This is a genomic window from Kocuria sp. CPCC 205231, from assembly GCF_040980965.1.
GTDB classification, from domain to species: Bacteria; Actinomycetota; Actinomycetes; order Actinomycetales; family Micrococcaceae; genus Kocuria; species Kocuria rosea.
Genome location: NZ_JAVKPP010000002.1, coordinates 136802 through 163260, shown reverse-complemented (window position 1 = coordinate 163260; position 26459 = coordinate 136802). Strand labels below are relative to the sequence as shown.

Genomic DNA, 26459 nt, shown 5'->3' with positions numbered 1-26459 from the left:
CGCCCGCCGTTGCCGACCGCGAACCGGGCGGCGTAGCCTGCAGTCCTCGGAGCCGGGCCGGGCGCACGCCCGGGGCGCTGGTGCTCCGCGATCGGGGGGCCGTCCACATGTCACCGACCACGTCACGATCGACCCGGGCGCTGGGCGCGGCCGCCGCGGCCCTGCTCCTCCTGGCCTCCTGCGGCACCCCGTCCGGAGGGGACCCCTCCGCCGAGGGCACGAGCCCGGCCGCGTCGCCGGCCGCCACGGCGGCGGAGTCCCCGACGGCCACGGAACCAGCCACAGAACCAGCCACGGAGAGCCCGTCGCCGACCGCCGAGAACCCGACGGCCGGTCCGACGGAGGCCCCGACCAGCACGCCCACCGCGAGCCCGACGGCGAGTCCGACTGGGGCTCCCGCGGAGCTCGTGACCTACTCCGGCACGGCCGCGGACGCCGCCTTCGCCTTCGAGCTGCCCGCGACGTGGAGCGTGGACGGGGACTTCTCGGACGTCGGCGGCACGGTGACGGTGCTCGGGCCGGACGGTGCTCCCGTGGGCCACCTGTCGGTGCTCATCGCCTGGGGCGCCGAGTGCGGCCCCGACTGCTCGATGCCGCCGGTGGCCCACCTCGGGGACGTCCCGGGGAGCGTGCCCCTGTCCAGCAGCGGGGAGTTCGTGGTGCGCTCCGTGGCCATGGACCTGACGTCCGCCCCGGAGCTGCGCAACGCGTACGGCTGGCCGGACGCCGTGCGGCTCGTGACCTCGCTGACCGATGCGGAGGCCCCTCCGCCCACCACGATGCTGCCGCACGTCCTGTACGGCCTGGGGCTGGTCGAGACCGGGGTGGTCGCGCCCAACGGCATCACCTACCGGACGGTGATCTTCAGCTCGGTCCACGACTTCCCCACGCTCGAGGCCGCCCGGGAGTACGCCGGATCGGAGCAGCACCGGCAGGTCGAGGCGATGATCGCCTCCTTCCGCGCCTGAGCGCCCCGAGGGACCGCAGCCCGGAGGAGGGCTCCGCGCCCCCGGGGGCGCGGCACGGGACCTCCTACGCGGAGCCGTCGAGGGGGACGTAGCCCATGCGCCGGCTGACCCGCAGGCCGGCCTCCTTGAGGTCCTCGACCAGATCGGCCATGTGCTGCTCCGTGAACCGGAACGCGGGTCCCGAGACGCTGATCGAGGCGATGACCGTGCCGAGATGGTCCCGCACGGGCACGGCGACGGAGTTCAGCCCGATCTCGAACTCCTCGCACACGGTGGCGTAGCCGCGGGCGACCACGTCGATCAGCTGGCGCTCCAGCTGCTCCTTCGACGTGATGGTGCGCGCGGTGAGGGCCGGCATGCCCTCGGTGCGCAGGATGTGGGCCCTCTCGTCGGACGGCAGTCCCGCCAGCAGCACCTTCCCGCTGGCGGTGGCGTGCAGGGGGGTCAGGCTCCCGATCCAGTCGTGGGTCGCGACCGAGGAGGGGCCCATCTCCTGGTCCACGTTGACGGCGTGGCCCTCCCGGAGGACCGCCAGGTTGACCGTCTCGGAGTGGGTCCGGGCCAGGCCGCGGACCTCGTCGCGCGCCTCGGCGACCACGCTCAGCCGGCCGGGGATCGCGTGCGCCAGTCGCAGGATGCCGAACCCGAGCTGGTACCTGCTGCCGTCGCTCGGGTGGTGCACCAGGCCCCGGAGCTCCAGGGCGCCGAGCAGCCTCGAGGCGGTGGACTTGTGCACGCCCAGCTCCGCGGCCACCTCGGTCACGGTCGAACCGCCGGTCCGGGCGAGGAGCTCGAGCACCGTGATGGCCCGGTCCACGGACTGGACGCCCCCCGGGGTGACCCCGTCCGTGCTGGGCTGCTCCTTGGCGGCATCGAGGGCGGTCGGGGGTCTGGGGCCGGGGGAGGACATGACTCCATGGTAGTCAATCGTCATTGTCGCGCTCCGTCCGGTCCGTCCGCTCCACCCCGGCTCGCCGGGGTGGAGCGGGCGGGGCGCGCGGTAACGTGCCGTGCGGGCCGGGCGCGTCCCGGACCGTCCCGCGGTGTCATGGGCGGGCCGCCTTCTTCTTCCGGACCTGGCCGTTCTCCCGGCCCTTCTCCCGGGCGTAGATCGGCTGCCCCGCGGCCGTGGCGTCCACGGCCTGGATCTGGTCCGTGGGCGGATCCGTGCTCTCCTGGGTGACCAGGGTGAACTTCTGGTGCCCGTACTCGTCCACGGCGGTGCGGATGGCGCGGCGCACCACGGAGTCGGACAGCCGCTGGCGCAACCACATCGGGTCCGCGCGCAGGTCGCGGGTCAGGGCGACGCACAGGGCGAACATCACGAGGACGAACGGCAGCGCGGCGACGATGGTCAGCCGCTGCAGGCCACCCAGCGCCTCCGCGGGGGTGTCCCCGCCGGCCAGGAGCATGACGGCGGCGACCCCGCCCATCAGCACGCCCCAGAAGATCACGACGGGCTTCGACGGCTCGAGACTGCCCCGGGAGCTGAGGGAGCCCATCACGATGGAGGCCGAGTCGGCGCCCGTGACGAAGAAGATGGCGGTGAGCACCATGGCCAGCACCGCCAGGCCGATGGTCAGCGCCTGCGGAGTGCCCAGACTGTTGAACATGTCGTAGATCGCGCCGTCGAAGGAGATGGTGGGGACGCCGTCGACGACCGTGGCGATCCCGTCGCCGGTGTCCGGGGTCGCGTTCGCCTCCCGCTGGATGTGGATGGCGCTGCCGCCGAAGACGGCGAACCACAGCAGGGACACCAGGGAGGGCACCAGCAGCACGCCGGTGACGAACTGGCGGATGGTGCGACCGCGGCTGATGCGGGCGATGAACATGCCCACGAACGGTGTCCAGGAGATCCACCAGGCCCAGTAGAAGATCGTCCAGCTGGACAGCCACGCGCGCATGTCCTCGCCGCCGGAGGCCTCGGTGCGGGCGGCCATCTCCGGCAGCTGCTGGAGGTAGGAGCCGATCGCGTTGGGGATGAGGTTGAGGATGAACAGGGTGGGCCCCACGACGAAGACGATGAGGGCCATGACCACCGCGAGCACCATGTTGGTGTTGGCCAGGAACTGGATGCCGCGCTCGATGCCCGACACCGCCGAGGCCACGAAGCAGAAGGTGAGCACCGCGATGATCAGCACGAGCATCGGGGTGGCCACCTCGCCCACCACGCCGTTGAACTGCAGGCCGCTGCCGATCTGGAGCGCGCCCAGCCCGAGCGAGGCCGCGGAGCCGAAGAGCGTGGCGAAGATGGCCAGGATGTTGATGATCTTGCCGCCGGCGCCGTCGACCGCCCGCCGCCCGAACAGGGACACGAACGCCTCGGAGAGCAGGTTCTTGCGGCCCAGCCGGAAGGTGCCGTAGGCGATGGCGATGCCGAGCACCGCGTACATGGCCCAGGGGTGCAGCGTCCAGTGGAACAGCGACGTGGCCATGGCCGTCTCGACGGCTTCGGCCGTGCCGGCGTCGACCGTGGCCGGCGGCGGGGAGATGTAGTAGTAGAGGGGCTCGGCGACGCCGTAGAACATCAGGCCGATGCCCATGCCGCAGGCGAACATCATGGAGATCCACGAGACGGTCCTGAACTCGGGCCGTTCGCCGTCCTTGCCCAGCGGGATGTTGCCGAACCGGCCCAGGGCCAGCCACAGGACGTAGGCGACGAACAGGGAGGACAGCAGCACGAAGATCCACCCGGTGTTCTCCAGGACCCACCCGAGCGCCGCGGTCGAGACGGTGGACAGGTTCTCCGTGCCGACGAAGCCCCAGACCACGAAGGCGACGACCAGGGCGCCGGTCACACCGAAGATCACCTTGTCCAGGCCCCGGGGCTCTCCCTGGAGCGCGCTGCGCCGTTCCTGGACCCCCTCCCTGAGCTCGCCGAGGATCTGGGTCTCCTCGGCCTCCGCCTCGTGGAGGTGCGTCGTGTCGTCGACGGGACAGGCCGGCGGGGCCTCCGCGTCCGACGACGGAACCAGTGGTGGATTCTCAGTGCTCATCGTGATCCCCTCCCGGGAACAGGTGCTGCGGCCCGGTCCCGGAGGACCGGGGTGGCGCCGTCCCGACGACGTCGCCGACCTTGTCGGTGATCCAGTCGTGGAAGGCGCCGATGTGGTGCTCGGAGGGGACGAGGACCCCGCCCTTGGCGTAGATCTTGGAGTTCATGGCGGGCTGGCAGCGTTCGCAGGCGTCGAAGTCCTGCTGGTTGACGCGGTGGAAGAGCTCCACGGAGGTGGAGACGTCCTTGCCGGAGTCCACGACCGAGGGGAGGTAGAGCCAGTCGCACTCCACGACGGTGTGGTCCGGAGCCAGCGGGAACATGCGGTGGATGATGACGTGGTCGGGGACGAGGTTGACGAACACGGTGGGCTTGACGGTGATGGCGTAGTAGCGGCGGTCGTGGTCGTCGTCGACGCCGGGGAGCTTGTCGAGGCCCTCGGAGCCGTCGATGGTGAAGCCGCGCACGTCGTCGCCGAACTCGGCGCCGTGTCCGACGAAGTACTGGGCGGCGAGGCCGTCGGCGAACTCGGGCAGCACCTCCGTGAGCTCGGGGTGGATGGTGGCGCAGTGGTAGCACTCCATGAAGTTCTCGATGATGAGCTTCCAGTTGGCCTTCACGTCGTAGGTGATCCGCCGGCCCAGGGAGAGATTGGCGATGTCGTAGCCCTCGATGGCCTGGGTGTCCCCGAGGCGCTCCTGGATGTCGCCCATGACGTCCTCCTCGAAGGACGGAGGGGTCTCGGCCAGGCAGACCCAGACGTAGCCGAGGTACTCGCGGACCGGGATGGTGACCAGGCCGTACTCCTGGCGGTCGATGTCGGGCATCTTGGTGAGGTTGGGGGCGGCGATGAGCTTGCCGTCGAAGTCGTAGGTCCAGGCGTGGTACGGGCACTGGAAGGAGCGCGCGGCTTCGCCGGCGTCCTCCATGCACAGCTTCACCCCGCGGTGGCGGCAGATGTTGTAGAACGCCCGGATGCCGTGCTTCCGGTTGCGGGTGATGATGATGGACTCCCGCCCGACCTGGACGGTGCGGAAGGCTCCGGGCTTGTCCAGGTCGGCGGCGCGCACGGCGCAGAACCACATCTGCTCGAAGATGCGCTCCTGCTCGGCGCGGAAGACTGCCTCGTCCACGTAGGTGGAGCCGGGCAGGGTGGAGATCAGGGACTCCGAGACAACGTTGATCGACAACACGAACTCCTGGGTTCGGACAGTGCGCAGAGCGCGGGGTGGGAGAGGGAGGAGGAGTGGCAGGGCTGCGTGGGCGGTCAGGCCGCGAGCGACTGGACCGCGGCGACGGCGAGCTTCTCGAGGGTCTTGCGCCAGCGGCAGAAGAGCCTCGTCTGGTTCCAGGCGAGCACGGCGACCGGCTCGTCCCCGGCGTAGTAGACGGCGAGCAGGGAGTCCTGGTCCGGGCCGCCGTGCTCGTAGGCCACGCGGTCGGCGCGGGAGGCGTCGCCGGCGAACTGCAGGCGGGTGCCGTACTGGTCGGACCAGAAGTAGGGGGGCTTGACGGCGGGCAGCCCGGCCGGGTCGGCGCCCAGCAGGGCGCCCACGGCCACCGCCGGGCGCTCGGCGGCCCCGGTCCAGTGCTCCACCCGGTGGTGGCGGCCGGTGCCCGGCTCCCACCACGCGGCGCAGTCGCCCACGGCGACGACCCCGGGGATGCTGGTGGCCCCGACGGCGTCGCACAGCACGCCGTTGCCCAGCTCGATCCCGGAGCCCTCCAGCCAGGCGGTGTTCGGCGCCGCGCCGATGCCCACGACCACCACGTCGGCGGGCAGCACCCGGCCGCCGGCCAGGCGCACCGCGCTGACCGACCCGCCGGTGAACTCGAACTCCTCGATGTCGACGCCGCAGATCAGCTCCACGCCGGCGCGTTCGTGCAGCCCGGCGACCACCCCGCCCAGCTCGGTGCCCAGCGGGCCGCACAGGGGGGTGGGGGACTTCTCCAGCACCGTGACGTCCAGACCGAGGGCGTGGGCGGTGGAGGCGACCTCCGCGCCGATGAAGCCGGCGCCCACGACCACGAGCCGCCGCCCGGCAGCCAGCAGCCCGCGGAGCCTCTGCGCGTCGGCGACGGTGCGCAGGCTCACCACGTTCGCGCTCCCGGCGAGCTGCGGCAGCGACCGGGGCGAGGCCCCGGTGGCGATCACCAGGCCGTCGGCGCGCACCGACCGCCCGTCCTCCAGGTGCACCAGGCGGGTGGTCGCGTCGAAGGACACCGCCCGGGTCCCGAGGATCCACTCGGCCTCCAGGGCCTCGTCGTCGGTCTCCAGGGCCAGGTCCTCGAGCTCGATCCGGCCGGCGAGGAAGTCCTTGGACAGCGGTGGGCGGTCGTAGGGGCGCTGGGGATCATCACCGATGATCACCAGTCGTCCGGCGAACCCGAGGTTCCGGGCGGCCCGGGCGGCGGACAGGCCCGCCAGCGACGCTCCGACAATGACGAGGGACTCCATGAGGGACCCCTTTCAGATCTTCGTCCTGAATGACCCGGAGCAAGGGCGGGGAGGTCCGAGGTCCGGACGTCCTGTGCGCTTCGTGCAACACGGCTCACAATGTGAGAATCAGCGTGAACCTCGTCACCGGCCCCGTCAAGGGGTCCGGCGAATTCGACCCGGGGAATTTACATTGCGTCCCCGTGCGGCCCGGCGCGGGTTCCGGGTGGGCCCCGGCTCTTGACAGGGTTCGGTGGAAGTCCTCACGATGTTGCACATTGCAACACTTGTTGCTCATCGTGAGGCAGTGCGGTCGAGGTGGCAACGCTCGGCACAGCAGGCCCGAGCCACCTCAGGAAAGGATCCGCTCCGATGCACCAGGCCTGCCCCCTCAAGGACCTCGCCCCCGGTGACGCCCTGCGCCTCGACACCGTCCCGCCCATCGCCGTCTTCCACACGGAGGAGGGCGAGCTGTTCGCCATCGACGACACCTGCACCCACCAGGACGCCTCGCTCGCCGACGGCTGGGTGGAGGGGTGCGAGGTGGAGTGCCCGCTGCACGCGTCCAAGTTCGACCTGCGCACCGGCGCGGTGGACGCCCCTCCGGCCAAGCTGCCGGTGCGGGCCCACGAGGTGAGCGTCGTGGACGGCATCATCATGGTCGAGGAGTCGTCCGAGGCACCGAACCTGCCGCCCGGTCTCACCGTCAACGGCCACGAGTCCCGGCCGAGCTGAACCCGGCCGAGCCCCCGCACGACATCCGCAGGTCAGGAGAACCGCCCCATGAGCACCACCCCTCGCGTCGTCATCATCGGAGCCGGCATCGTCGGCACGAACCTCGCCGACGAGCTCGTCCAGCGCGGCTGGACGGACGTCACCGTCCTCGAGCAGGGTCCGCTGCCCCTTCCCGGGGGCTCGACGTCGCACGCGCCCGGACTCGTCTACCAGACGAACCCGTCACGGACGATGACCCACTTCGCGCGGTACACCGTCGAGAAGCTCGTCTCCCTGGGCTGCTTCAACCAGGTCGGCGGTCTCGAGGTGGCCACCACGCCGGCGCGGCTGGAGGAGCTCAAGCGCAAGGTGGGCTACGCGGCCTCCTGGGGGATCGAGGGCCGGCTGCTCACCCCCGAGGAGGTGCTCGCGCAGCATCCCCTGGTCAACCCCGAGATGGTCCTGGGCGGCTACCACGTGCCGACGGACGGGCTCGCCCTGGCGGCCAAGGCGGTGCAGGTGCTCATCGACCGCACCGCCCGCGCCGGCGTGACCTACTGCGCGGAGACGACCGTCACCGGCATCGAGCGGGCCAACGGCCGCGTGACCGGCGTGACCACGTCCGACGGAACCGTGCCGGCGGACATCGTCGTCTCCTGCGCAGGATTCTGGGGGCCCGCGATCGGCGAGATGGCCGGCATGCCGTGCCCCCTCCAGCCGCTGGCCCACCAGTACGTCTTCACCTCCGCGGTCCCGGAGCTGGTCGGCAAGCACGACGCCCCGAACGGCGCGACCCTGCCGATCCTCCGGCACCAGGACGCGGACCTCTACTACCGGGAGTGGGGGGACCGGATCGGCATCGGCTCCTACGCCCACCGCCCGATCCCGGTGGATCTGACCGACCTGCCGCAGTACGCGCCCCGCGACATCGCCCACGACCGGATGCCCTCCCGCCTGGACTTCACGCCCGAGGACTTCGCCGAGCAGTGGGCCGAGAGCCGGCGCTTCCTCCCGAGCCTGCGCGGCAGCGAGGTGGCCGAGGGCTTCAACGGGATCTTCTCCTTCACCCCGGACGGGGGCCCGCTCATCGGCGAGTCCCCGGACCTCGCCGGCTTCTGGGTGGCGGAGGCCGTGTGGGTCACCCACTCCTCGGGCGTGGCCAAGGCCGTGGCCGAGCTGCTGGTGGACGGCACCTCGGAGACGGACCTGCACGGCTGCGAGGCCACCCGGTTCGACGACGTGCAGCTCTCCCCGGAGTACGTCGAGGAGACGGGCAAGCAGAACTTCGTGGAGATCTACGACGTCCTCCACCCCCTCCAGCCCCGGGAGTCGCCGCGCAACCTGCGGGTCAGCCCCTTCTATCCCCGGGAGCTGGAGCTCGGCGCGTTCTTCCTGGAGAGCCACGGGTGGGAGCGCCCGCACTGGTACGAGTCCAACGCCGCGCTCCTGGAGCAGCTGCCCGAGGAGTGGCGCGAGCCGGAGCGCGAGCCGTGGGCGGCCCGGTTCCACTCGCCGATCGCGGCGGTCGAGGCCTGGAAGACCCGCACCGCCGTGGCGATGTACGACATGACCCCGCTCAAGCGCGTGACCGTCGAAGGTCCCGGGGCCGCCGCTCTGCTGCAGCGGCTCAGCACCGGCAACGTCCTGCGCAAGCCGGGCGCCGTGACGTACTGCCTCCTGCTGGACGAGAAGGCCGGGATCCGCAGCGACATCACCGTGGCCCGGCTCGGCGAGAACCTGTTCCAGGCCGGCATCAACAGCAGCGTGGACGTGGCGTACCTGTCCGCCGAGGCCACCCGGCAGAGCGCCGCGGACCCCACCGCCTGGGCCCTGGTCCGGGACACCACCGCCGAGACCTGCTGCATCGGGCTGTGGGGGCCGAAGGCCCGGGAGGTCATGGCGAAGGTCTCCCGCGACGACCTGTCCAACGACGGCCTGAAGTACTTCCGCACCAAGCAGATCCGGGTGGGCGGCCTGCGGGTCACCGCGATGCGCCTCTCCTACGTGGGCGAGCTCGGTTGGGAGCTGTACACCACCGCCGACCAGGGACTGCGGCTGTGGGACCTGCTGCACGAGGCGGGCCAGGAGTTCGGCATCGTCCCCGCGGGGCGCGCCGCCTTCAACAGCCTGCGCGTGGAGAAGGGCTACCGGTCCTGGGGCACCGACATGACCACGGAGCACACCCCGGTGGAGGCGGGACTGGACTTCGCCGTCAAGAAGGACAAGGGCGAGTTCGTGGGGTCGGCGGCCGTGGCCTCCGACGGCCAGGTGCGGCGCCGGCTGCGCTGCCTGACGGTCGACGACGGCCGCTCCGTGGTCATGGGCAAGGAGCCCGTGTACGTGGACGGCGCCGCCGCCGGCTACGTCACCAGCGCCGTCTTCGGCCACACCGTGGGACGCCCGGTCGCCTACGCCTGGCTCCCGCCGGAGCTCTCCGAGGGGGACGGCGTCGAGATCGAGTACCTCGGCGAGCGCGTCCCCGCCACGGTCAGCGCCGAGCCGCTCGTGGACCCCGGCATGGAGCGCATCCGCGGCTGAGGCCCTGCCGCCGCGGCCGGGGCGTGCGCCGCTCCGGCCGCGGCTCTTCGTTCCGACCTCGGGACTTCCCAGTACGACTTCTGCGAGCGAGCACCGTTCCCGGTGCCGACGACGACGAAAGGCAGTTCCAGCATGCACAAGGTCAAGGGCGTGGTGTCCAAGGGCAAGAACCAGCCCGTGAGTGTGGAGACCATCCTGGTCCCGGACCCGGGGCCGGGCGAGGCACTGGTGGACGTGCTCACCTGCGGGGTGTGCCAGACCGACCACCACTACGTCGAGGGCGGGGTGGGCGACGACTACCCGTTCCTGCTGGGCCACGAGTCCTCGGGCGTGGTGTCGGCGATCGGGGAAGGGGTCACCGAGGTCGCCGTGGGCGACCACGTGATCCTGAACTGGCGGGCGGTGTGCGGGCAGTGCCGGGCCTGCCGCAGGGGCGAGCCCTGGTACTGCTTCGCCACCCACAACGCCACCCAGAGGATGACGCTCGAGGACGGCACCCCGCTGACCCCGGCCCTGGGCATCGGGTCGTTCGCCGAGAAGACCCTCGTCGCCGCCGGACAGTGCACCAGGATCGAGGCCGACCTCGAACCGCACCAGTACGCGGCCGTCGGGCTGCTCGGGTGCGGGGTGATGGCCGGCATCGGCGCGGTGCTCAACACCGGCGCCGTGAAGCGCGGGGAGTCCGTGGCCGTGATCGGCTGCGGTGGGGTCGGGGCGGCCGCGGTCGCCGGTGCCGCCCTGGCCGGGGCCACCACGATCGTGGCCGTGGACCTCGACGACGAGAAGCTGGCCACCGCGGAGCATTTCGGCGCCACTCACGTGGTCAACTCGAAGGAGCAGGACCCCGTGGCGGCGATCCGGGCGCTCACGGGCGGCAACGGCGCCGACCTGGTGATCGACGCCGTGGGCATCGCCCCCACCTTCAAGCAGGCGTTCGAGGCCCGTGACCTGGCCGGCCGGATGGTGCTGGTCGGGGTGCCCGCCCCCGGCACCACGTGGGAGATCCCGCTGGACGAGGTCTTCGGCCGCGGCGGGTCCATCAAGTCCGCCTGGTACGGCGACACCCTGCCGAACCGGGACTTCCCGATGCTGGTGGACCAGTACCGGCTCGGCCGGCTGGACCTCGACGGGTTCGTCACCGAGCGCATCGGCCTGGACGACGTCGAGGAGGCCTTCGCGAAGATGAAGGCCGGCACCGTCCTGCGCTCCGTCGTGGAGCTGGACCGCTCCGCGACCGGTGCGGAGGAGCGTGACGCCGAGCAGACGGGCGACGCTCAGCCCGGCGTGGCCGCCCCGGCCGGAGCGGCCCGATGACCGCGCGGCAGGATGTGGGGCAGCGCACGGACGCCACGGGCCGGGTCCGGGTGGAGCACCTGGTGACCTCGGGGACGTTCTCCCTGGACGGGGGCACCTGGGAGGTCGAGAACAACGTGTGGATCGTGGGCGACGACGAGCAGTGCGCGGTCATCGACCCGGCCCACGCCCCGCAGCAGGTCGTGGACGCCGTCGGCGGCCGGGCAGTGGCGGCCATCCTGCTCACCCACGGCCACGACGACCACATCCGCGCCGTCGTCGAGGTCGCCGAGCAGCTGCGGGCACCGGTGCACCTGCACCCGGACGACACGATGCTCTGGGAGCAGGTCCACCCCGCCCGCCGCTTCGACCGCATCATCCGCGACGGTGACGTCTACTCGGTGGGCGGGGTGCGCCTCACCGCGCTGCACACCCCGGGCCACTCGCCGGGCTCGGTGTGCTTCTGGGCACCGGACCTGGGCGAGGGCGGAGTGCTGTTCTCCGGGGACACCCTCTTCCAGGGCGGTCCCGGCGCCACCGGCCGGTCCTGGTCGGACTTCCCCACGATCGTCGACTCCATCCGCGAGCGGCTGCTCACCCTGCCGGGGACCACGGAGGTGCTCACCGGCCACGGGGACACCACCACGATCGGCGCGGAGGCCCCCCACCTGCAGGAGTGGATCGACCGCGGCCACTGAGCCGGCAGGAGGCCGGCCCGGGTGACGTTCCGGAGCACGCACGACGTCCCGGAGCACCCACGACGGAGCGCCGCCCCCGGGGATCCCGGGGGCGGCGCTCCGTCGTGCGTGCTCAGCGCAGGACGACCGTGCGGTTGCCGTGCAGGATGACCCGGCCCTCGCAGTGCCACTTCACGGCGTTGGACAGGGCCTTGCACTCGGTGTCCCGCCCCGCGGCCACGAGGTCCTCCGGGCCGTAGGTGTGGTCCACGTCCACGAGCTGCTGCGCGATGATCGGGCCCTCGTCCAGCTCGGCGTTGACGTAGTGCGCTGTGGCGCCCACGGTCTTCACCCCGCGCTCGTAGGCCTGGTGGTACGGCTTGGCGCCCTTGAAGGACGGCAGGAACGAGTGGTGGATGTTGATCACCCGTCCCTCCATCCGGGTGGCCAGCGAGTCGCTGAGCACCTGCATGTAGCGGGCCAGGACCACGAGGTCCACCTCGAAGCGGTCCACGAGCTCCAGCAGCCGGGCCTCGGCCTCGGGCTTGGTGTCCCGGGTGACGGGCACGTGGAAGAACGGGATGCCGTGCCACTCGACGAGGCGCTGGTGGTCGCGGTGGTTGGAGACCACCGCGACGATGTCCACGGGCAGGTCCCCGGTCCGGGCGCGGAAGAGCAGGTCGTTGAGGCAGTGGCCGAACTTGGAGACCATCACCAGCACCCGCCGCTTCGCCCCGTGCTCGCTGAGCTCCCAGCGCATGTCGAAGCGCTCGGCCACCGGGGCCAGGTCCGCGCGGAGGGCCTCGGGGTCGAGGCCCTCCTCCGTGGCCGAGGCGACGTGCACGCGCATGAAGAAGTGGCCGAGCCTCCGGTCGTCGAACTGGGTGAGCTCGACGATGTTGCACCCCTGGGCCAGGAGCACCCCGCTGACGGCGTGCACGATCCCCGGTTTCTCCGGGCAGTCGAGGGTCAGCACCAGCTCCGTCGCGGGAGGGGCTGCGGACGCGGCCTGCGGCTGCAGGAGCTGCTCAGCATTCGATGACGTTGACGGCCAGTCCACCACGGGAGGTCTCCTTGTACTTGATCTTCATGTCGTTGCCGGTCTCGCGCATGGTCTTGATGACCTGGTCGAGCGAGACCTTGTGCTCGCCGTCGCCGTGCAGGGACAGGCGCGCGGCGTTGACGGCCTTGGTGGCCCCGATGGCGTTGCGCTCGATGCACGGGATCTGCACGAGCCCGCCCACCGGGTCGCAGGTCAGCCCGAGGTTGTGCTCCATGCCGACCTCGGCGGCGTTCTCGACCTGCTCCGGGGTGCCGCCGAGCACCGCGCACAGGCCGGCGGCGGCCATGGAGCAGGCCGAGCCCACCTCGCCCTGGCAGCCCATCTCCGCGCCGGAGATGGAGGCGTTCTCCTTGATGAGGATGCCGACGGCGGCCGCGGTGAGCAGGAACTCCACCACCCCGTCCTCGTCCGCCCCGGCGAGGAAGCGGTCGTAGTAGTGCAGCACCGCGGGGATGATGCCCGCCGCGCCGTTGGTCGGGGCGGTCACGATCCGCCCGCCGGAGGCGTTCTCCTCGTTGACGGCCAGGGCGTAGAGGTTGATCCACTCCATGGCGTGCAGGGCGTCGGAGACCGGTCCGCCCGTGGCCGTCGCGGCGGCCTCGGCCTCCCGCAGCCGGGCCCGCAGGCCCGGGGCCCGGCGGCGGACCTTCAGCCCGCCGGGCAGCGTGGCCTCCGTGCGGGTGCACCCGTTCTCCACGCACTGCTGCATCACGGACCAGATGTGCAGCAGCGCCGCCCGGGTGTCCTCCGCCGGACGCCAGGAGAGCTCGTTGGCGGCCATCACCTCGGCGATGCTCATGCCCTCGCGGCGGCAGACCTCGAGCAGCTGGTCACCCGAGGTGAACGGGTACGGCACCTCGGTGGTGTCCTGGACGACGCGGTCCGCCCCGGATGCGTCACCGTCCACCACGAACCCGCCGCCCACCGAGTAGTAGGTCCGCTCCCGCACCGGCTCGCCGTCCGCCCCGTACGCGAGGAACGTCATGCCGTTGGGGTGCGCGGGCAGCGACCTGCGCCGGTGCATGACGACGTCCTCGGCGCGGTCGAAGGGAACCGGGTGGGTCCCCGCCAGGCACAGCTGCCGGCGCTCCGTGCTCGTGCGCACCCAGGCGTCGGCGGTGTCGGTGTCCACGGTCTCCGGGTCCGCGCCCTGCAGGCCCAGGATCACGGCCTTGTCCGAACCGTGACCGTGCCCGGTTGCGCCCAGGGAGCCGAACAGCTCGGCCCGGACCCCGGCGACCTCCTCGAGGAGGCCGTCGCCGGCCAGCCCCTCCGCGAACAGCCGGGCGGCCCGCATGGGGCCCACCGTGTGGGACGAGGAGGGGCCGATGCCGACGGAGAACAGGTCCAGGACGGACAGGGCCATCAGGGCACCTCGGGAGAGGCGAACTCCGTCATGCCGTCCAGCAGCCACCGGGCGGTGTACTCGGCGAAGGAGGCCCGCGGCATGATCCGCCACGTCAGCTCCTCCGTGCGCCACAGCAGCACCTGCACCGGGCCCAGGGTCGTGGCCACGGCGGTGCCGACCGCGAAGGCCCGCGGGTGCAGGTCCAGATGGCAGCTCTTCTCGAGCACGGCGCGGGCCGACGGGCCGGACAGCTCGAGGGTGGTGCGGTTGGCGGACAGGTCCACGGCCTGCCCGGGCTCGGTGCCCAGGGCCCGGGCCAGCCCGGCGGCGGTGCCGGCGTCGTCGGTGCCCGCCGCCCGGAGGTCGCTCCCCGCGGGGTCGATCTCCGCGGGCCCTGCTCCCTCGGGGCCGACGAGCAGGAACTCGTCGGGCCCGATCCACAGGATCGCCGTGGTTCCGGCGGTGCCGGTGACCCGGCCGTGGCCGGTCGGCAGGGGCATCCCTGCCGCGGCGGCGACCGCCTCGGCGGCCGGAGTGCCGGGCGCCACCCGGATCCCGACCATGGTCAGGAAGGGGATCTCGCGCAGGGCCACGCCGCGCTCACCGGCCACGGTGGCCGCCCGGATCGTCTCGTCCAGGTGGGCCAGCGGGCTGCGGCGCAGCCGGGTGGCGTCCGTCAGTACTTGTTCAGCCGTCACGGCGGGCTCCTTCGGGGTCGTAGAGGACGGGTTCTGCGATGACGACGTCCACGAGCCGGCCGTCGAGCGGGGCCTGGAGCGTCTCACCGATGCGGTTGCGGCCGTTCTCGACCAGGGCGAGCCCGAAGGTCCGGTCCAGGGCGGCGCTGCGGTAGCTGGAGGTGACGTGACCGACCATCGGCACGGGGGCGACCTCCGGCGTGATCGGCGTGCCGTGCTCGACCAGCTGGGCGCCCTCCGGCAGCCGGAACGTGCGGTCCACCGGCAGGACTGCGACCAGCTGCTTGCGGTCGGGGCTCGTGGCGGACGGGCGGTCGTAGGAGCGCCTGCCGATGAAGTCCTTGGTCTTGGACACCACCCAGTCCATCCCCAGGTCCTGCGGGGTGACGGTGCCGTCGGTGTCCTGGCCCACGATGGGGAAGGCCTTCTCCGCGCGCAGCACGTGCATGGTCTCGGTGCCGTAGGGCGTGATGCCGAACTCGGCGCCGGCCTCCGCCACGGACTCCCAGACCGACAGGCCGTACCAGGAGGAGACGTTGATCTCGAAGGCCAGCTCCCCGGAGAAGGAGATCCGGCAGATCCGTGCGGGCACCCCGGAGGCCAGGACGGTCTCGCGGAAGGCCATGAACGGGAACGCCTCGTTGGACAGGTCCAGCTCGGGGGCGAGCTTCTCGACGACGGCCCGGGACTTCGGGCCCACGACGGCGACGGTGGTGTACTGCTCCGTCACCGAGGTGAAGGTGACGTCGAGCTCCGGCCACTCGGTCTGGGACCACTCCTCGAGCCAGTCCAGGACCTTGGCCGCGCCACCCGTGGTGGTGGTCATGAAGTACCGGTCCTCGTCCAGGCGCAGGGTCACGCCGTCGTCGAAGACCATCCCGTCGGGGGTGCACATGACCCCGTACCGGCCCATGCCGGGCTTGAGCTTCTTGAAGGCGTTGGTGTAGACGCGGTTGAGGAACTCCCCGGCGTCCTTGCCCCGGATCTCGATCTTGCCCAGGGTGGTGGCGTCCATGAACCCCACGGACCCGCGCACGGCCGCGCACTCGCGCAGCACCGCCGTGTCCATGTCCTCTCCGGCCTGCGGGTAGTACCAGGGCCGCTTCCACTGACCGACGTCCTCGAAGAGGGCCCCGTGGGCCACGTGCCAGGGGTGGACCGAGGTCAGCCGCGCCGGGTCGAACAGGTGGCCGAGCCGCCGTCCGGCCAGGGCCGTGAAGGCCACCGGGGTGTAGGGGGCGCGGTAGGTGGTGGTGCCGATCCCGCCGACGTCGGTGCTGTTCAGCGCCGCGGCGATGACGCCGATGGCGTTGACCCCGGACGTCTTGCCCTGGTCGTTGGCGGTGGAGATGGAGGTGTAGCGCTTGACGTGCTCCACGGACCGCATGCCGGCGCCGGTGGAGCGCAGCACATCGGCCACGGTCTGGTCGCGCTGGAAGTCCACGAAGTGGCGGGTCCAGTCGTCGGACGCGCCCTCGGGCCCCGGCACCAGCCACAGCGGGCGGACGGGCGAGGACTCGACGCTCTCCGCGTGCGGGGTCTCGGGCTGGGTCTCGAAGCCGGCCCGGCCGGCGGCCTCGGCCCCGGCGAGGGCACCCTCGGTGAGGCACCACGCCAGGTCGGTGGTGCCGTTGACCGAGCCCGCGGTGTGCTGGTCCCGCACCGGGGCGCCCGGCACGAACGCCGCGAGGCGCTCGTCCCAGGTCAGCTTCCCCTGCCGCTGGCTGTGCAGGTGGACCACCGGGGTCCACCCGCCCGAGACGGCGAGCAGATCCGTGTCCACGGTCGTGGTGGGACCGGCAGGGGTGCCTGCCCCGTCGAGACCGCTGATCGTCACGGCGCTGATCCGCCCGTGCTCGCCGCCGCCGGCGGTGTCCACCACGGCGCTGCCGGTGAACAGGCGCACCCCGGTGCTCGAGGCGATGTCGGCGGCCCGGCCGTGGAGCTCCGGGCGGGAGTCGACCACGGCCGCGACGCGGACCCCGGCGGCGGCGAGATCGGCCACGAGGTCGTAGGCGGAGTCGTTCGTGGTGGCCACGACCACCGACGTGCCGGCGGCGACGGCATAGCGGTTGAGGTAGGTGCGCACCGATCCGGCGAGCATGATGCCGGGGCGGTCGTTGTTGGCGAAGACGACCGGCCGCTCGTGGGCGCCGGTGGCGAGCACGATCTGCTGCGCCCGCACGTGCCAGATCCGCTCCCGGGACACGCCGGGACCCGGGGCCTCGGCGAGGTGGCCGGTGCGCCGCTGGACGGCGACGACGTAGTTGGCGTCGTAGTTGCCGAACGCCGTGGTGCGGTGCAGGACCGTGACCTCGGGCTCGGCCTCGAGCGCGGCGAGGGTGCGGGCGACCCAGTCGCGGGCGGGCAGGCCGTCGACGACGTCGTCGCGGCCCGACAGCAGGGAGCCTCCGGCCTCCGGCTGCTCGTCCATGAGGATGACCCGGGCCCCTGACTTCGCGGCCTCGCGGGCCGCGGCCAGACCGGCGGGTCCGGCGCCGACGACGAGGACGTCGGTGTGCACGTGCTTGTGGTCGTAGACGGCCTCGTCCTTGCGGGGGTCGAGCTGTCCGAGCCCGCGCAGGTAGGACGCCTGCAGCCCGTCGGTCAGCTCGACGGTGGTGGCCGGGAGCATGGACTCGTCGACATCGGCGCCGGTTCGCGCGGCGACCTTGACCAGCGCGTTGGGCTCCTCCACGCCGGCGGACATGATCCCGCGCGGACGGCCCAGGTACATCGAGTCGCCGCAGTGGATGCGCCCGGCGGCGAGCAGGGCCGAGGCCAGGGTGTCGCCGGCGTACCCGGTGTGCTCCTGCCCGTCGACGGTGAAGCGCACCGGCGTGGTGCGGTCGATGCTGCCGGGCGCACTCTGCTGCGCCGGCAGGCGGTGGGTCTGCGCGCTCACTTGACGCCTCCGATCTCGGGCTTGGGCTCGTCGATCCTGTAGACGGCCTTGATGTCGTAGGTCACGGTGTCGCGGACGACGTTGAACCAGCGGCGGCAGCCGACGGCGTGGGCCCACCGTTCCGCGATCAGACCCTTGGGGTTGTTGCGGTAGAAGAGGTACTCCGCCCACTCCTTGTCGGAGAGCCGGCTGGGGTCCTCGGGGTAGGGCACGTGCGCCTCCCCGCCGTACTGGTACTCGGTCTCGTCGCGCGGCCCGCAGTTGGGGCACTCGATCAGCAGCATGGTGTTCCGGCCTCCTAGTGGGCCACGGCGGCGGCGCCGTGCTCGTCGATGAGGACCCCGGTCTCGAACCGCTCCAGGGCGAAGGGCTCGTTGAGGGGGTGGGGCTCGTCGTGGGCGATGGTGTGGGCGAAGGAGTAGCCGGCGCCGGGGGTTCCCTTGAACCCGCCGGTCCCCCAGCCGCAGTTGACGTACATCTGGTCCACGGGCGTCTTGGAGACGATCGGGGAGGCGTCCAGGGTGACGTCGACGATGCCGCCCCACGTGCGCAGGACGTGGGCGCGGGCGAAGATCGGGAAGAGCTCCACCGCTGCCGCCATCTGCTCCTCGATGACGTGGAAGGCGCCGCGCTGGCCGTAGCCGTTGTAGGCATCCACGCCGGCGCCCATGACCAGCTCGCCCTTGTGGGCCTGGGAGACGTAGACGTGCACGTGGTTGGACATCACCACGGTCGGGTGCACGGGCTCGTGCAGCTCCGAGACCAGGGCCTGCAGCGGGTGGGACTGGATCGGCAGCCGGAACCCGGCGAGCTCCGCCAGGACCGAGGAGTGCCCGGCCCCGCAGAGTCCGACCTTGCCGGCGTTGATCCGCCCGCGGGACGTCTCCACGGCCACCACCCGGTCGCCGTCCTTGACGAAGCCGGTGACCTCGCAGTTCTGGATGATGTCCACGCCCATCTCGTCGCACTTGCGGGCGAAGGCCCAGGCCACGTGGTCGTGCTTGGCGATGCCCGCGCGCGGCTGGTAGGTCGCCCCCATCACCGGGTAGCGGATGTCGTCCCCGATGTTGATGATCGGGCACAGCTCCTTGACCTGCTCCGGGCTGATCCACTCCGCGTCGATGCCGTTGAGCTTGTTCGCGTTGACCCGGCGCATCGACTCGCGGACGTCCCCCAGGGTGTGCGCCAGGTTCATCACGCCGCGCTGGGAGAACAGGAAGTCGTACTCCAGCTCCTCGGGCAGGATCTCCCAGAGCTTCAGGGAGTGCTCGTACATCGCCGCGGACTCGTCCCACAGGTAGTTGGAGCGGATGATCGTGGTGTTGCGGGCCATGTTCCCGCCGGCCAGCCAGCCCCGCTCCAGCACGGCGATGTTGGTCATGCCGTGGTTCTTGGCCAGGTAGTAGGCGGTCGCCAGCCCGTGTCCGCCGCCGCCGACGATCACGGCGTCGTAGGAGGACTTCGGGTCCGGGTTGCGCCACAGGAAGTCCGGGTGCTCCGGCAGCAGGTCGGCCATCAGAAGGCTCCGTTCAGGGCGGGGGCGGACAGGTTCGGGTAGAGCGGGAACCGCTCGGCCAGGGCGGTCACGCGATCGCGCAGCTGCTCGACGAGCTCGTCGGTCAGCTCCTGGATCAGCGCCTGGGCGATGATGTCGGCCACCTCCGTGAACTCCTCGGCCCCGAAGCCGCGGGTGGCCAGGGCCGGGGTGCCGATCCGCAGACCGGAGGAGACCATCGGCGGGCGGGGGTCGAAGGGCACGGCGTTGCGGTTGACCGTGATCCCGATGCGGTGCAGCCGGTCCTCGCCCTGCTGTCCGTCGAGCTCGGAGTTCCGCAGGTCCACCAGCACCAGGTGCACGTCGGTGCCGCCGCTGACCAGGTTGATCCCGGTGGCCATGACGTCCGGGGACAGCAGCCGGGTGGCCAGGATCTTCGCGCCCTCCAGGGTGCGCACCTGGCGGTCGGTGAACTCCTCGGCCGCGGCGTGCTTGAAGGCCACGGCCTTGGCGGCGATCACGTGCTCCAGGGGGCCGCCCTGCTGACCGGGGAAGACCGCGGAGTTGATCTTCTTCGCGTGCTCCTGCTTGCACAGGATCACCCCGCCGCGCGGGCCGCCGAGCGTCTTGTGCGTCGTGGAGGTCACCACGTCGGCGTGGGGCACCGGGTTGGGGTGCAGCCCGGCGGCGACGAGCCCGGCGAAGTGCGCCATGTCGACCATCAGGTACGCCCCGACCTCGTCGGCGATCGCGCGGAACGCGGCGAAGTCCAGCTGCCTCGTGTAGGCGGACCAGCCGGCGATGATGAGCTGCGGGCGGTGCTCGCGGGCGAGCCGGGCGACCTCGTCCATGTCGACCCGGTGGTCGTCCTCGGAGACCCCGTAGGCGGCGACCTGGTAGAGCTTGCCGGAGAAGTTGAGCTTCATCCCGTGCGTCAGGTGCCCGCCGTGGGCGAGGTCCAGACCCAGGATGGTGTCGCCGGGCTGGAGCAGCGCGGACATGGCCGCGGCGTTGGCCTGCGCCCCGGAGTGCGGCTGGACGTTGGCGTGCTCGGCGCCGAACAGGGCCTTGAGGCGGTCGATCGCCAGCTGCTCGATCACGTCCACGTGCTCGCAGCCGCCGTAGTAGCGCCGGCCGGGGTAGCCCTCGGCGTACTTGTTCGTGAGCACCGAGCCCTGGGCCTCCATGACCGCCGCGGGCGCGAAGTTCTCGGAGGCGATCATCTCCAGCGTGGACTGCTGGCGCCGCAGCTCGGCGTGGACGGCCGCGGCGACCTCGGGGTCGCTCTCGGCCAGCGGCTGGTACAGGGAGTGGTCCTCGTGCACGGTCATGTGCCCTCCTGGGAAGTCTTCTGTGTGCAACTGATATATCAGTTGTTCAGGCCTAGTATGTGACGAGGGGCACGGCGGGTCAAGCATGACGTCCCGTCCCGTCGTCATCCGGCGCTCGGGCCCCGTCACACACGCCGCAGGAAGGGCCCGCATGCTGCAGCACACCGACGAGACCGCGGCGGGCGGCCGGTCCCTGGCCGACCAGGCCTTCCTCCGGCTGCAGGACCGGTTGATCCTGCTCGACATCCCGCCCGGCAGCCCGCTCAACGAGGCCCGCCTGAGCGAGGACCTGGGCGTGGGTCGCACTCCGCTGCGCGAGGCGCTCAAACGGCTGGAGTCGGAGCACCTCGTGGTGACCTATCCGCGCCGGGGGACGTTCGCGACCACGGTGGACATCACGGCCCTGTCCGAGATCTCCCAGGTGCGCGAGGTGCTGGAGCCGCTGGCGGCCCGTCTGGCCGCCGCGCGGCGCGGGGGCGCCGCCCGCGAACGGCTGGAGCGGCTGCGGGAGCAGCTCGAGGAGCCGGCCGCCGAGGACCGCGAGGACACCCTCCGCTGGGACGTGGCCATCCACCGGGCCGTGTACGCCGCCGCCGGCAACGCGCACCTGGAGACGACCCTGACGCGCTACGGCAACCTCGCCACCCGCATCTGGTGCGTGGCCGCCGACCGGATCCCGCAGCTGCAGGAGCACATCTCCGTGCACGCGGCCCTGCTCACCGCGGTGCTGGAGGGCAGGGGCGACGAGGCCGCCACGATCATGCTCGAGCACATCCGCGACTTCGAGGAGCAGGTGCGGCGGGTCCTCTGAGCGGCCAATTGTTGCGCTGATCACAACTTCGATGCGTCGCCGCCGCACCACGGGCGGCTGAATGTCTCCCTGTGTGACCGGGTTTAACCTCGCAGTAACACGAATTAACGCCACGGCCATTGACGGTGAGCTGGATCACTCCCTACATTGAGGCAACGCTGTTGCATTGAAAGCAACGCACTTGCGCCAAGAGGCACTCCTCTTCCCCGGCTCCCAGGCCGTTCGGCACGGATCCGTTCCGTGCCACCAGGAGCACCCACGAAAGGACGACCATGACCACCTCGCCCATCACCGCCCCCGCTGCCTCCGTCGCCGAGCTCGAGCGTCTGAAGACCCTGCACAACGGGCAGAAGGAGCAGCTGACCTTCTCCGACGCCGAGTTCGAGCGCCGTCTCACCGGCCTGCGGGCGATCATGGCGGAGCAGCAGCTCGACGCCGTCATCCTCACCAGCTACCACGGCATCAAGTACTACTCGGACTTCCTCTACACCACGTTCGGGCGCAACTACGCCCTGGTCGTCACCGCCGACGACTCCGTGACGGTCACCGCCAACATCGACGCCGGCATGCCGTGGCGCACCAGCTACGGCGACAACATCGTCTACACCGACTGGCGGCGCGACAACTTCTACTACGGCCTCCAGGAGGCCCTGCGCCGGCGCGGTGTGCAGGCCCGGCGGATCGGCGTCGAGGACGACGCCCTGCCGCTGCTGACCCGCCGGCGCATCCAGGCCGCGTTCGAGGGCGCGGAGCTCACCGACGTCTCCCAGGACGCCATGCGCCAGCGCATGATCAAGTCCGCCGAGGAGATCGAGGTCATCAAGCACGGCGCCCGCATCGGCGACCTCGGCGGCGAGGCCATCCGCGCGGCGATCCGCGAGGGCATCACCGAGTACGAGGTCGCACTGGCCGGCACCGAGGCGATGGTCCACGAGATCGCCCGCACCTTCCCGCACCGGGAGGTCCGCGACACGTGGGTGTGGTTCCAGTCCGGGATCAACACCGACGGCGCCCACAACTGGGCCACCACCCGGAAGCTGCAGCGCGGAGACATCCTGTCCCTGAACTGCTTCCCGATGACGTCGGGCTACTACACCGCCCTGGAGCGCACCCTGTTCCTCGGCGAGCCGGACGCCCGCTCGCGCGAGCTGTGGGAGATCAACGTCCAGGTGCACGAGCGCGGCCTGGAGCTGATCAAGCCCGGGGCGGTGTGCAAGGACATCGCCGCGGAGCTCAACGAGATCTTCATCTCCCACGGCCTGCTCGCCAACCGCACCTTCGGCTACGGCCACTCCTTCGGCGTGCTCAGCCACTACTACGGCCGCGAGGCCGGCCTGGAGCTGCGCGAGGACATCGACACCGTGCTGGAGCCGGGCATGGTCGTGTCCATGGAGCCGATGATCACGGTCCCGGAAGGCGAGCCGGGCGCCGGGGGCTACCGCGAGCACGACATCCTCGTCGTCGGCGAGGACGGCGCGGAGAACATCACCAAGTTCCCGTACGGCCCCGAGCACAACATCATCTCCGCCTAGGCACGGAACGACGACGGCGGCGGCGCCCCGGTGCGCCGCCGCCGTCCTCCCCGGCAGCTCCTCTGCCGCAGCCGCACCCCGCGGCACCGCCACATCCACTGCACGGAAGGACCACGGTGGTCACCACCCGTTCGCTCGAAGACCTCGACGCCCACAGCTACCAGGAGTACGTGGCCACCGGTCAGGGGCTGGTGCTCATCCCCACCGGGGCCACGGAGCAGCACGGGCCGCACATGCCGCTGGGCGTGGACGCCATGCTCTCCCGCGCCGTCTCCCTGGCTGCGGCGGAGGACCTCGACGCCCTCGTGGCGCCGGCCTTCTGCTACGGCTACAAGTCCCAGCCCCGCTCCGGGGGCGGCAACCACCGCGCCGGCACCACCAGTCTCTCGGCCCAGGCCCTCATCACGCAGACGAAGGACGTGGTCCTGGAGTTCTTCCGCCACGGCGTCCGCCGGATCGCGGTGGTCAACGGCCACTTCGAGAACTACCAGTTCCTCTACGAAGGACTCGACCTCGCGGTGCGCGAGGCCCGGGCCGGCGGCCTCGACGACAGCCGGGCCCTGCTGCTCTCGTACTGGGACTTCGTCGACGAGCAGACCCTGGCGGCCGTCTTCCCCGACGGCTTCCTCGGCTGGGACATCGAGCACGGAGGCGTCCTCGAGACCTCGCTGATGCTCCACCTGCACCCCGAGAAGGTCGACATGTCCCGGGCCCCCGACCATCCCCCCGCTGACCTGGCCCCCTACGACGTTTTCCCCGAGGACCCCGCTCGCACCCCGAGCTCCGGGTGCCTCTCCTCTCCAGCAGGCGCGACCGCCCAGCGCGGCGAACTGCTGCTCTCCACCGTCCGCACCGGCATCGTCCGGGCGGTCACCAGCGAGTTCGGGAAGTGAGAAACACATGAAGAAGTCACACGCCTCCGCGGCGGCCGCCACCGAGGCCGTGACCGTGCCGCGGTTCCGGGGGCGGCACCTGCCCGCCCTGGACAGGCTCGTCATCACGGTCCTCCCGCCCCTGCTCATCATCGCTGTGCTGGTGGTGGTGACCATGGACCCGGGCGGCGCCGCCGAGGCCATCTCCACGGCGCGCACCTTCGTGACCGGGAACTTCACGTGGCTGTTCATCCTGTACTCGCTCGTGGCGGTCGCCGTGTGCGTGTGGCTGGTCGTCAGCCGCGTCGGCTCGATCCGCCTCGGCGGCCCGGACGCCCGCCCGGAGCACGGCAAGTTCGCCTGGTACTCGATGCTCTTCGCCTGCGGACAGGGCATCGGCCTCATCTTCTGGTCGGTCGCCGAGCCCATCCTGCTCCGGGACGACAACCCCGTCGTGCCCGCGGGACAGGACGGCGCGGCCGAGGGCGCCATGGTGTGGTCCTACTTCCACTGGGGCCTGACGGCCTGGGCCATGTACTGCGTGGTGGCCGTCTGCCTCGCCTACTCCCACCACAACCTCGGCAAGACCCTCACCTTCCGCGAGGCCACGGTCGACATCCTGCCGAAGTGGTCGCAGCGCGGGGCCGGCGTGGTCGTGGAGCTGCTGGCCATCATCGCCACCGTCCTGGGCCTGGCCACGTCCTTCGGCTTCGCCGCCATGCAGTTCAGCTCGGGGCTCGCGTCCTTCACCGGGATCTCGCCGAGCTCGGGCGTCTGGCTGCTGGTGATCCTGGGCCTGGGCGGACTCACCGCCGTCTCCGCGTTCTTCGGCATCAACAAGGGCATGAAGCGGATCAGCGAGCTCAACTCGGTGCTGAGCATCGTGCTGCTCGTGGCCGTGTTCGTCTTCGGCCCCACGATCTTCCTCATCTCCAACATCACCCAGACCTTCGGCTCCTTCTTCGCCAACTTCCTCCCGATGAGCTTCTGGACCGACGCGGGGACCGCGGGCCAGGACATCGCCACCTGGCAGGACAGCTGGAACGGCTGGTGGACCGTGTTCATCTGGTGCTGGGTCATCGCCTTCAGCCCGTTCGTCGCCGGCTTCATCGCCCGCATCTCCCGGGGGCGCACCATCCGGGAGTTCGTCATCGGTGTCACGGTGGTCCCGTCCCTGATCGTGATGGCGTGGATCGGCGTGATCGGCTCGGCGGCGCTGCACTACGACGACCGCAGCGACCGCGGCATCTCCGCGGCGGTCGCGGCGGACACGTCCAGCGGGCTGTTCGTCATGCTGGAGTCCGTGCCCGTCGTCGGCTCGCTGCTGCTCGTGGTGGCCACCGTGCTCGTCGCCACCTACTACGTCACCTCCCTGGACTCCGGCGCCCACGCCCTGGCCGAGTTCGTCTCCGCGCCCCGCCGGGCCGGGCCCCTCTTCCGCGTGGTGCTCGTCGCCAGCATCGCCGCCGTGGCGGTCACGCTGCTCACGCTCGGCGGCACCGCGGTGGTCGACACGGTGCAGACCGGCACCATCATCGGGGCCTTCCCGTTCTCCTTCGTCATCCTGTTGATGATCGCGAACCTGGTCCGGCGGCTGCTCACCCGCACCCCGGAGACCGAGCGCCTGGAGCGCGAGGTCAACGACCCCTCGCCGGACGCGTCCGGCGGCGGCGACGCCACGGTGGTGGAGCGGGCGGTCCCGCAGCCCCCGGCCCGGCCCGCCGCGGCGCCCGCCGGGCGGGCACCGGTCCCGGACGCGCTCGCGCGGCCGTGATCCCCGCTCACGACCAGTGGCCCTGACGGCGGCCGCGGTGTGCTGACCGTCCCCCGGCAGAGCACCTGCGCACGGTGCCCGGGAGGCGGGGCCGCGACACACGGCCCCGCCTCCCGGGCACCGTGCGCAGGCGGACCCGCCCCCGTGCAGGAGAATGGAGAGTCCTATGACTGAATCACCGGCCAACGCCTCCTCGAGCGAAGCCCGCGCGGCGTCCGTCGTCTCCCACGCCCTGCGGGTGCTGCGGTGCTTCTCCGTGGCCGAACCGACGCTCGGGGTGACCGAGATCGCGGCGCGCGTGGGCCTGCACAAGAGCACCGTCTCCCGGCTCCTGGCCACTCTGGAGCGGGAGGACGTGGTGGAGCGCGACCCGCAGACGCGGCGCTACCGCCTGGGGCTCGGCCTGATCTCCGTGGCCGGGCCGCTGCTCGCGGAGCTGGACGAGCGGCGGGTGGCGTACCCCGTGCTGCTCGAGCTGACCGAGCAGACCCAGGAGACCAGCGCGCTGCTGGTCTGGAACGGCGACCAGGCCGTGTGCGTGGAGCAGATCCCCAGCCCGCGGCAGATCAAGCACACCACCCCGCTGGGCACCCGGTACGACACGGCCCTGAGCGCCTCGGTGCAGATCTTCCTCGCCGAGCAGCCGCCGGAGCGGGTCCGGGCGCTGCTGCTGTCCGGGATCGTCGAGCTGCCCGATCCCACCGAGGCGAGCATCGAGCTCTACCTGGAGTCCCTGCGGCAGGTCGCCGTGGACGGGGTGGCCGTCAACTACGGCAAGACCTCCGTGGAGGAGGTCGGGGTCGCCGCCGCCGTCCGCGACCACCGGGACCAGCTGGTCGCGGCCGTCATGGTCGCCGCGCCCCGCTACCGGGTCACGCCGGAACAGGCCGGGCTGCTCGCGGCCGCCGCCGTGGCGGCGGCCCGGGAGGTGTCCCAGCGGCTCGGCGCGGCACCGGCGGCCCGCCGGACCGGGCGGGCGTCCCTCGAGGTGCACTGACCGGGGCGCGC

At 71.6% G+C, this 26459-nt stretch carries 21 protein-coding genes; 10 read left to right on the top strand and 11 right to left on the bottom strand.

Translation table 11 applies throughout. From position 1 onward, the window contains the following. Positions 1–107 precede the first annotated feature (107 nt). A complete protein-coding gene (locus RF640_RS02395; protein WP_136340976.1) occupies positions 108–968 on the top strand; it encodes a hypothetical protein in 861 nt (286 codons plus the stop codon). Positions 969–1032: 64 nt separating this feature from the next. On the opposite strand, the gene RF640_RS02390 is transcribed toward RF640_RS02395, so the two are convergent. The 4 genes from RF640_RS02390 to RF640_RS02375 all read right to left on the bottom strand — a co-directional run bounded on the left by RF640_RS02390 (position 1033) and on the right by RF640_RS02375 (position 6421). Next, positions 1033–1878: an IclR family transcriptional regulator gene (locus tag RF640_RS02390; protein ID WP_136340977.1), complete on the bottom strand. Its 846-nt coding sequence runs from the start codon at positions 1876–1878 to the stop codon at positions 1033–1035. Positions 1879–2014: 136 nt separating this feature from the next. Then, on the bottom strand, positions 2015–3964 hold the full coding sequence (locus RF640_RS02385) for a BCCT family transporter (RefSeq protein WP_109221433.1): 1950 nt from the start codon (positions 3962–3964) through the stop codon (positions 2015–2017). Continuing rightward, positions 3954–5153 (bottom strand): aromatic ring-hydroxylating dioxygenase subunit alpha, encoded by a 1200-nt coding sequence (locus RF640_RS02380; RefSeq protein WP_035923494.1) that lies wholly within the window; start codon positions 5151–5153, stop codon positions 3954–3956. The genes RF640_RS02385 and RF640_RS02380 overlap by 11 nt, the downstream gene beginning before the upstream one ends. 77 nt (positions 5154–5230) lie before the next feature. Beyond that, positions 5231–6421, bottom strand: a complete 1191-nt coding sequence (locus tag RF640_RS02375) for an NAD(P)/FAD-dependent oxidoreductase (RefSeq protein WP_095650218.1) — start codon at positions 6419–6421, stop codon at positions 5231–5233. A gap of 351 nt (positions 6422–6772) precedes the next feature. Here RF640_RS02375 and RF640_RS02370 point away from each other — a divergent pair, with 351 nt between their 5' ends. The 4 genes from RF640_RS02370 (at position 6773) to RF640_RS02355 (ending at position 11643) form a co-directional block, all read left to right on the top strand. After that, positions 6773–7135, top strand: coding sequence for a bifunctional 3-phenylpropionate/cinnamic acid dioxygenase ferredoxin subunit (locus RF640_RS02370; protein ID WP_035923488.1), 363 nt, complete (start codon positions 6773–6775; stop codon positions 7133–7135). 48 nt (positions 7136–7183) lie between these two features. After that, positions 7184–9652, top strand: coding sequence for an FAD-dependent oxidoreductase (locus RF640_RS02365; RefSeq protein ID WP_368826411.1), 2469 nt, complete (start codon positions 7184–7186; stop codon positions 9650–9652). Positions 9653–9784: 132 nt separating this feature from the next. Further along, positions 9785–10966, top strand: coding sequence for an S-(hydroxymethyl)mycothiol dehydrogenase (locus RF640_RS02360; RefSeq protein ID WP_109221430.1), 1182 nt, complete (start codon positions 9785–9787; stop codon positions 10964–10966). After that, positions 10963–11643, top strand: a complete 681-nt coding sequence (locus RF640_RS02355) for an MBL fold metallo-hydrolase (RefSeq protein WP_109221429.1) — start codon at positions 10963–10965, stop codon at positions 11641–11643. The genes RF640_RS02360 and RF640_RS02355 overlap by 4 nt, the downstream gene beginning before the upstream one ends. Before the next feature lie 112 nt (positions 11644–11755). Here RF640_RS02355 and purU read toward each other — a convergent pair whose 3' ends face one another. Genes purU through glyA form a run of 7 tightly spaced genes read right to left on the bottom strand, consistent with a single transcriptional unit; the run spans position 11756 to position 20462 of the window. Next, positions 11756–12643, bottom strand: coding sequence for a formyltetrahydrofolate deformylase (gene purU / locus RF640_RS02350; protein WP_109221642.1), 888 nt, complete (start codon positions 12641–12643; stop codon positions 11756–11758). 7 nt (positions 12644–12650) lie between these two features. Next, the gene (locus RF640_RS02345; RefSeq protein WP_368826409.1) at positions 12651–14051 is read right to left on the bottom strand and encodes an L-serine ammonia-lyase; all 1401 of its coding nucleotides are present in this window, start codon (positions 14049–14051) and stop codon (positions 12651–12653) included. After that, positions 14051–14731, bottom strand: a complete 681-nt coding sequence (locus tag RF640_RS02340) for a sarcosine oxidase subunit gamma (protein ID WP_368826407.1) — start codon at positions 14729–14731, stop codon at positions 14051–14053. Before RF640_RS02340 ends, RF640_RS02345 begins: the two co-directional genes overlap by 1 nt. Beyond that, on the bottom strand, positions 14721–17636 hold the full coding sequence (locus RF640_RS02335; RefSeq protein ID WP_368826405.1) for a sarcosine oxidase subunit alpha family protein: 2916 nt from the start codon (positions 17634–17636) through the stop codon (positions 14721–14723). Before RF640_RS02335 ends, RF640_RS02340 begins: the two co-directional genes overlap by 11 nt. Continuing rightward, entirely contained in the window at positions 17633–17920 is a 288-nt protein-coding gene (locus RF640_RS02330) for a sarcosine oxidase subunit delta (protein ID WP_017833539.1), read from the bottom strand. Before RF640_RS02330 ends, RF640_RS02335 begins: the two co-directional genes overlap by 4 nt. Before the next feature lie 14 nt (positions 17921–17934). After that, positions 17935–19152 carry a sarcosine oxidase subunit beta family protein gene (locus RF640_RS02325; RefSeq protein WP_109221426.1) on the bottom strand — a complete coding sequence of 406 codons (1218 nt, stop codon included), beginning with the start codon at positions 19150–19152 and terminating at the stop codon, positions 17935–17937. Then, complete coding sequence (gene glyA, locus RF640_RS02320; RefSeq protein ID WP_368826403.1) at positions 19152–20462, bottom strand: serine hydroxymethyltransferase; 1311 nt, start codon at positions 20460–20462, stop codon at positions 19152–19154. Before glyA ends, RF640_RS02325 begins: the two co-directional genes overlap by 1 nt. Positions 20463–20613: 151 nt before the next feature. Between glyA and RF640_RS02315 the strand changes: the two genes are divergently transcribed. From RF640_RS02315 to RF640_RS02295, 5 genes are all read left to right on the top strand, one after another. Further along, a complete protein-coding gene (locus RF640_RS02315) occupies positions 20614–21273 on the top strand; it encodes a GntR family transcriptional regulator (RefSeq protein WP_109268379.1) in 660 nt (219 codons plus the stop codon). Positions 21274–21545: 272 nt separating this feature from the next. Then, positions 21546–22805 (top strand): M24 family metallopeptidase, encoded by a 1260-nt coding sequence (locus RF640_RS02310; RefSeq protein ID WP_109221423.1) that lies wholly within the window; start codon positions 21546–21548, stop codon positions 22803–22805. 116 nt (positions 22806–22921) lie between these two features. Next, positions 22922–23698, top strand: a complete 777-nt coding sequence (locus RF640_RS02305) for a creatininase (RefSeq protein WP_109221422.1) — start codon at positions 22922–22924, stop codon at positions 23696–23698. A gap of 7 nt (positions 23699–23705) precedes the next feature. Then, positions 23706–25451, top strand: coding sequence for a BCCT family transporter (locus RF640_RS02300; RefSeq protein ID WP_109221421.1), 1746 nt, complete (start codon positions 23706–23708; stop codon positions 25449–25451). A gap of 166 nt (positions 25452–25617) precedes the next feature. Next, entirely contained in the window at positions 25618–26448 is an 831-nt protein-coding gene (locus RF640_RS02295; RefSeq protein ID WP_109221420.1) for an IclR family transcriptional regulator, read from the top strand. Positions 26449–26459: the final 11 nt, after the last annotated feature.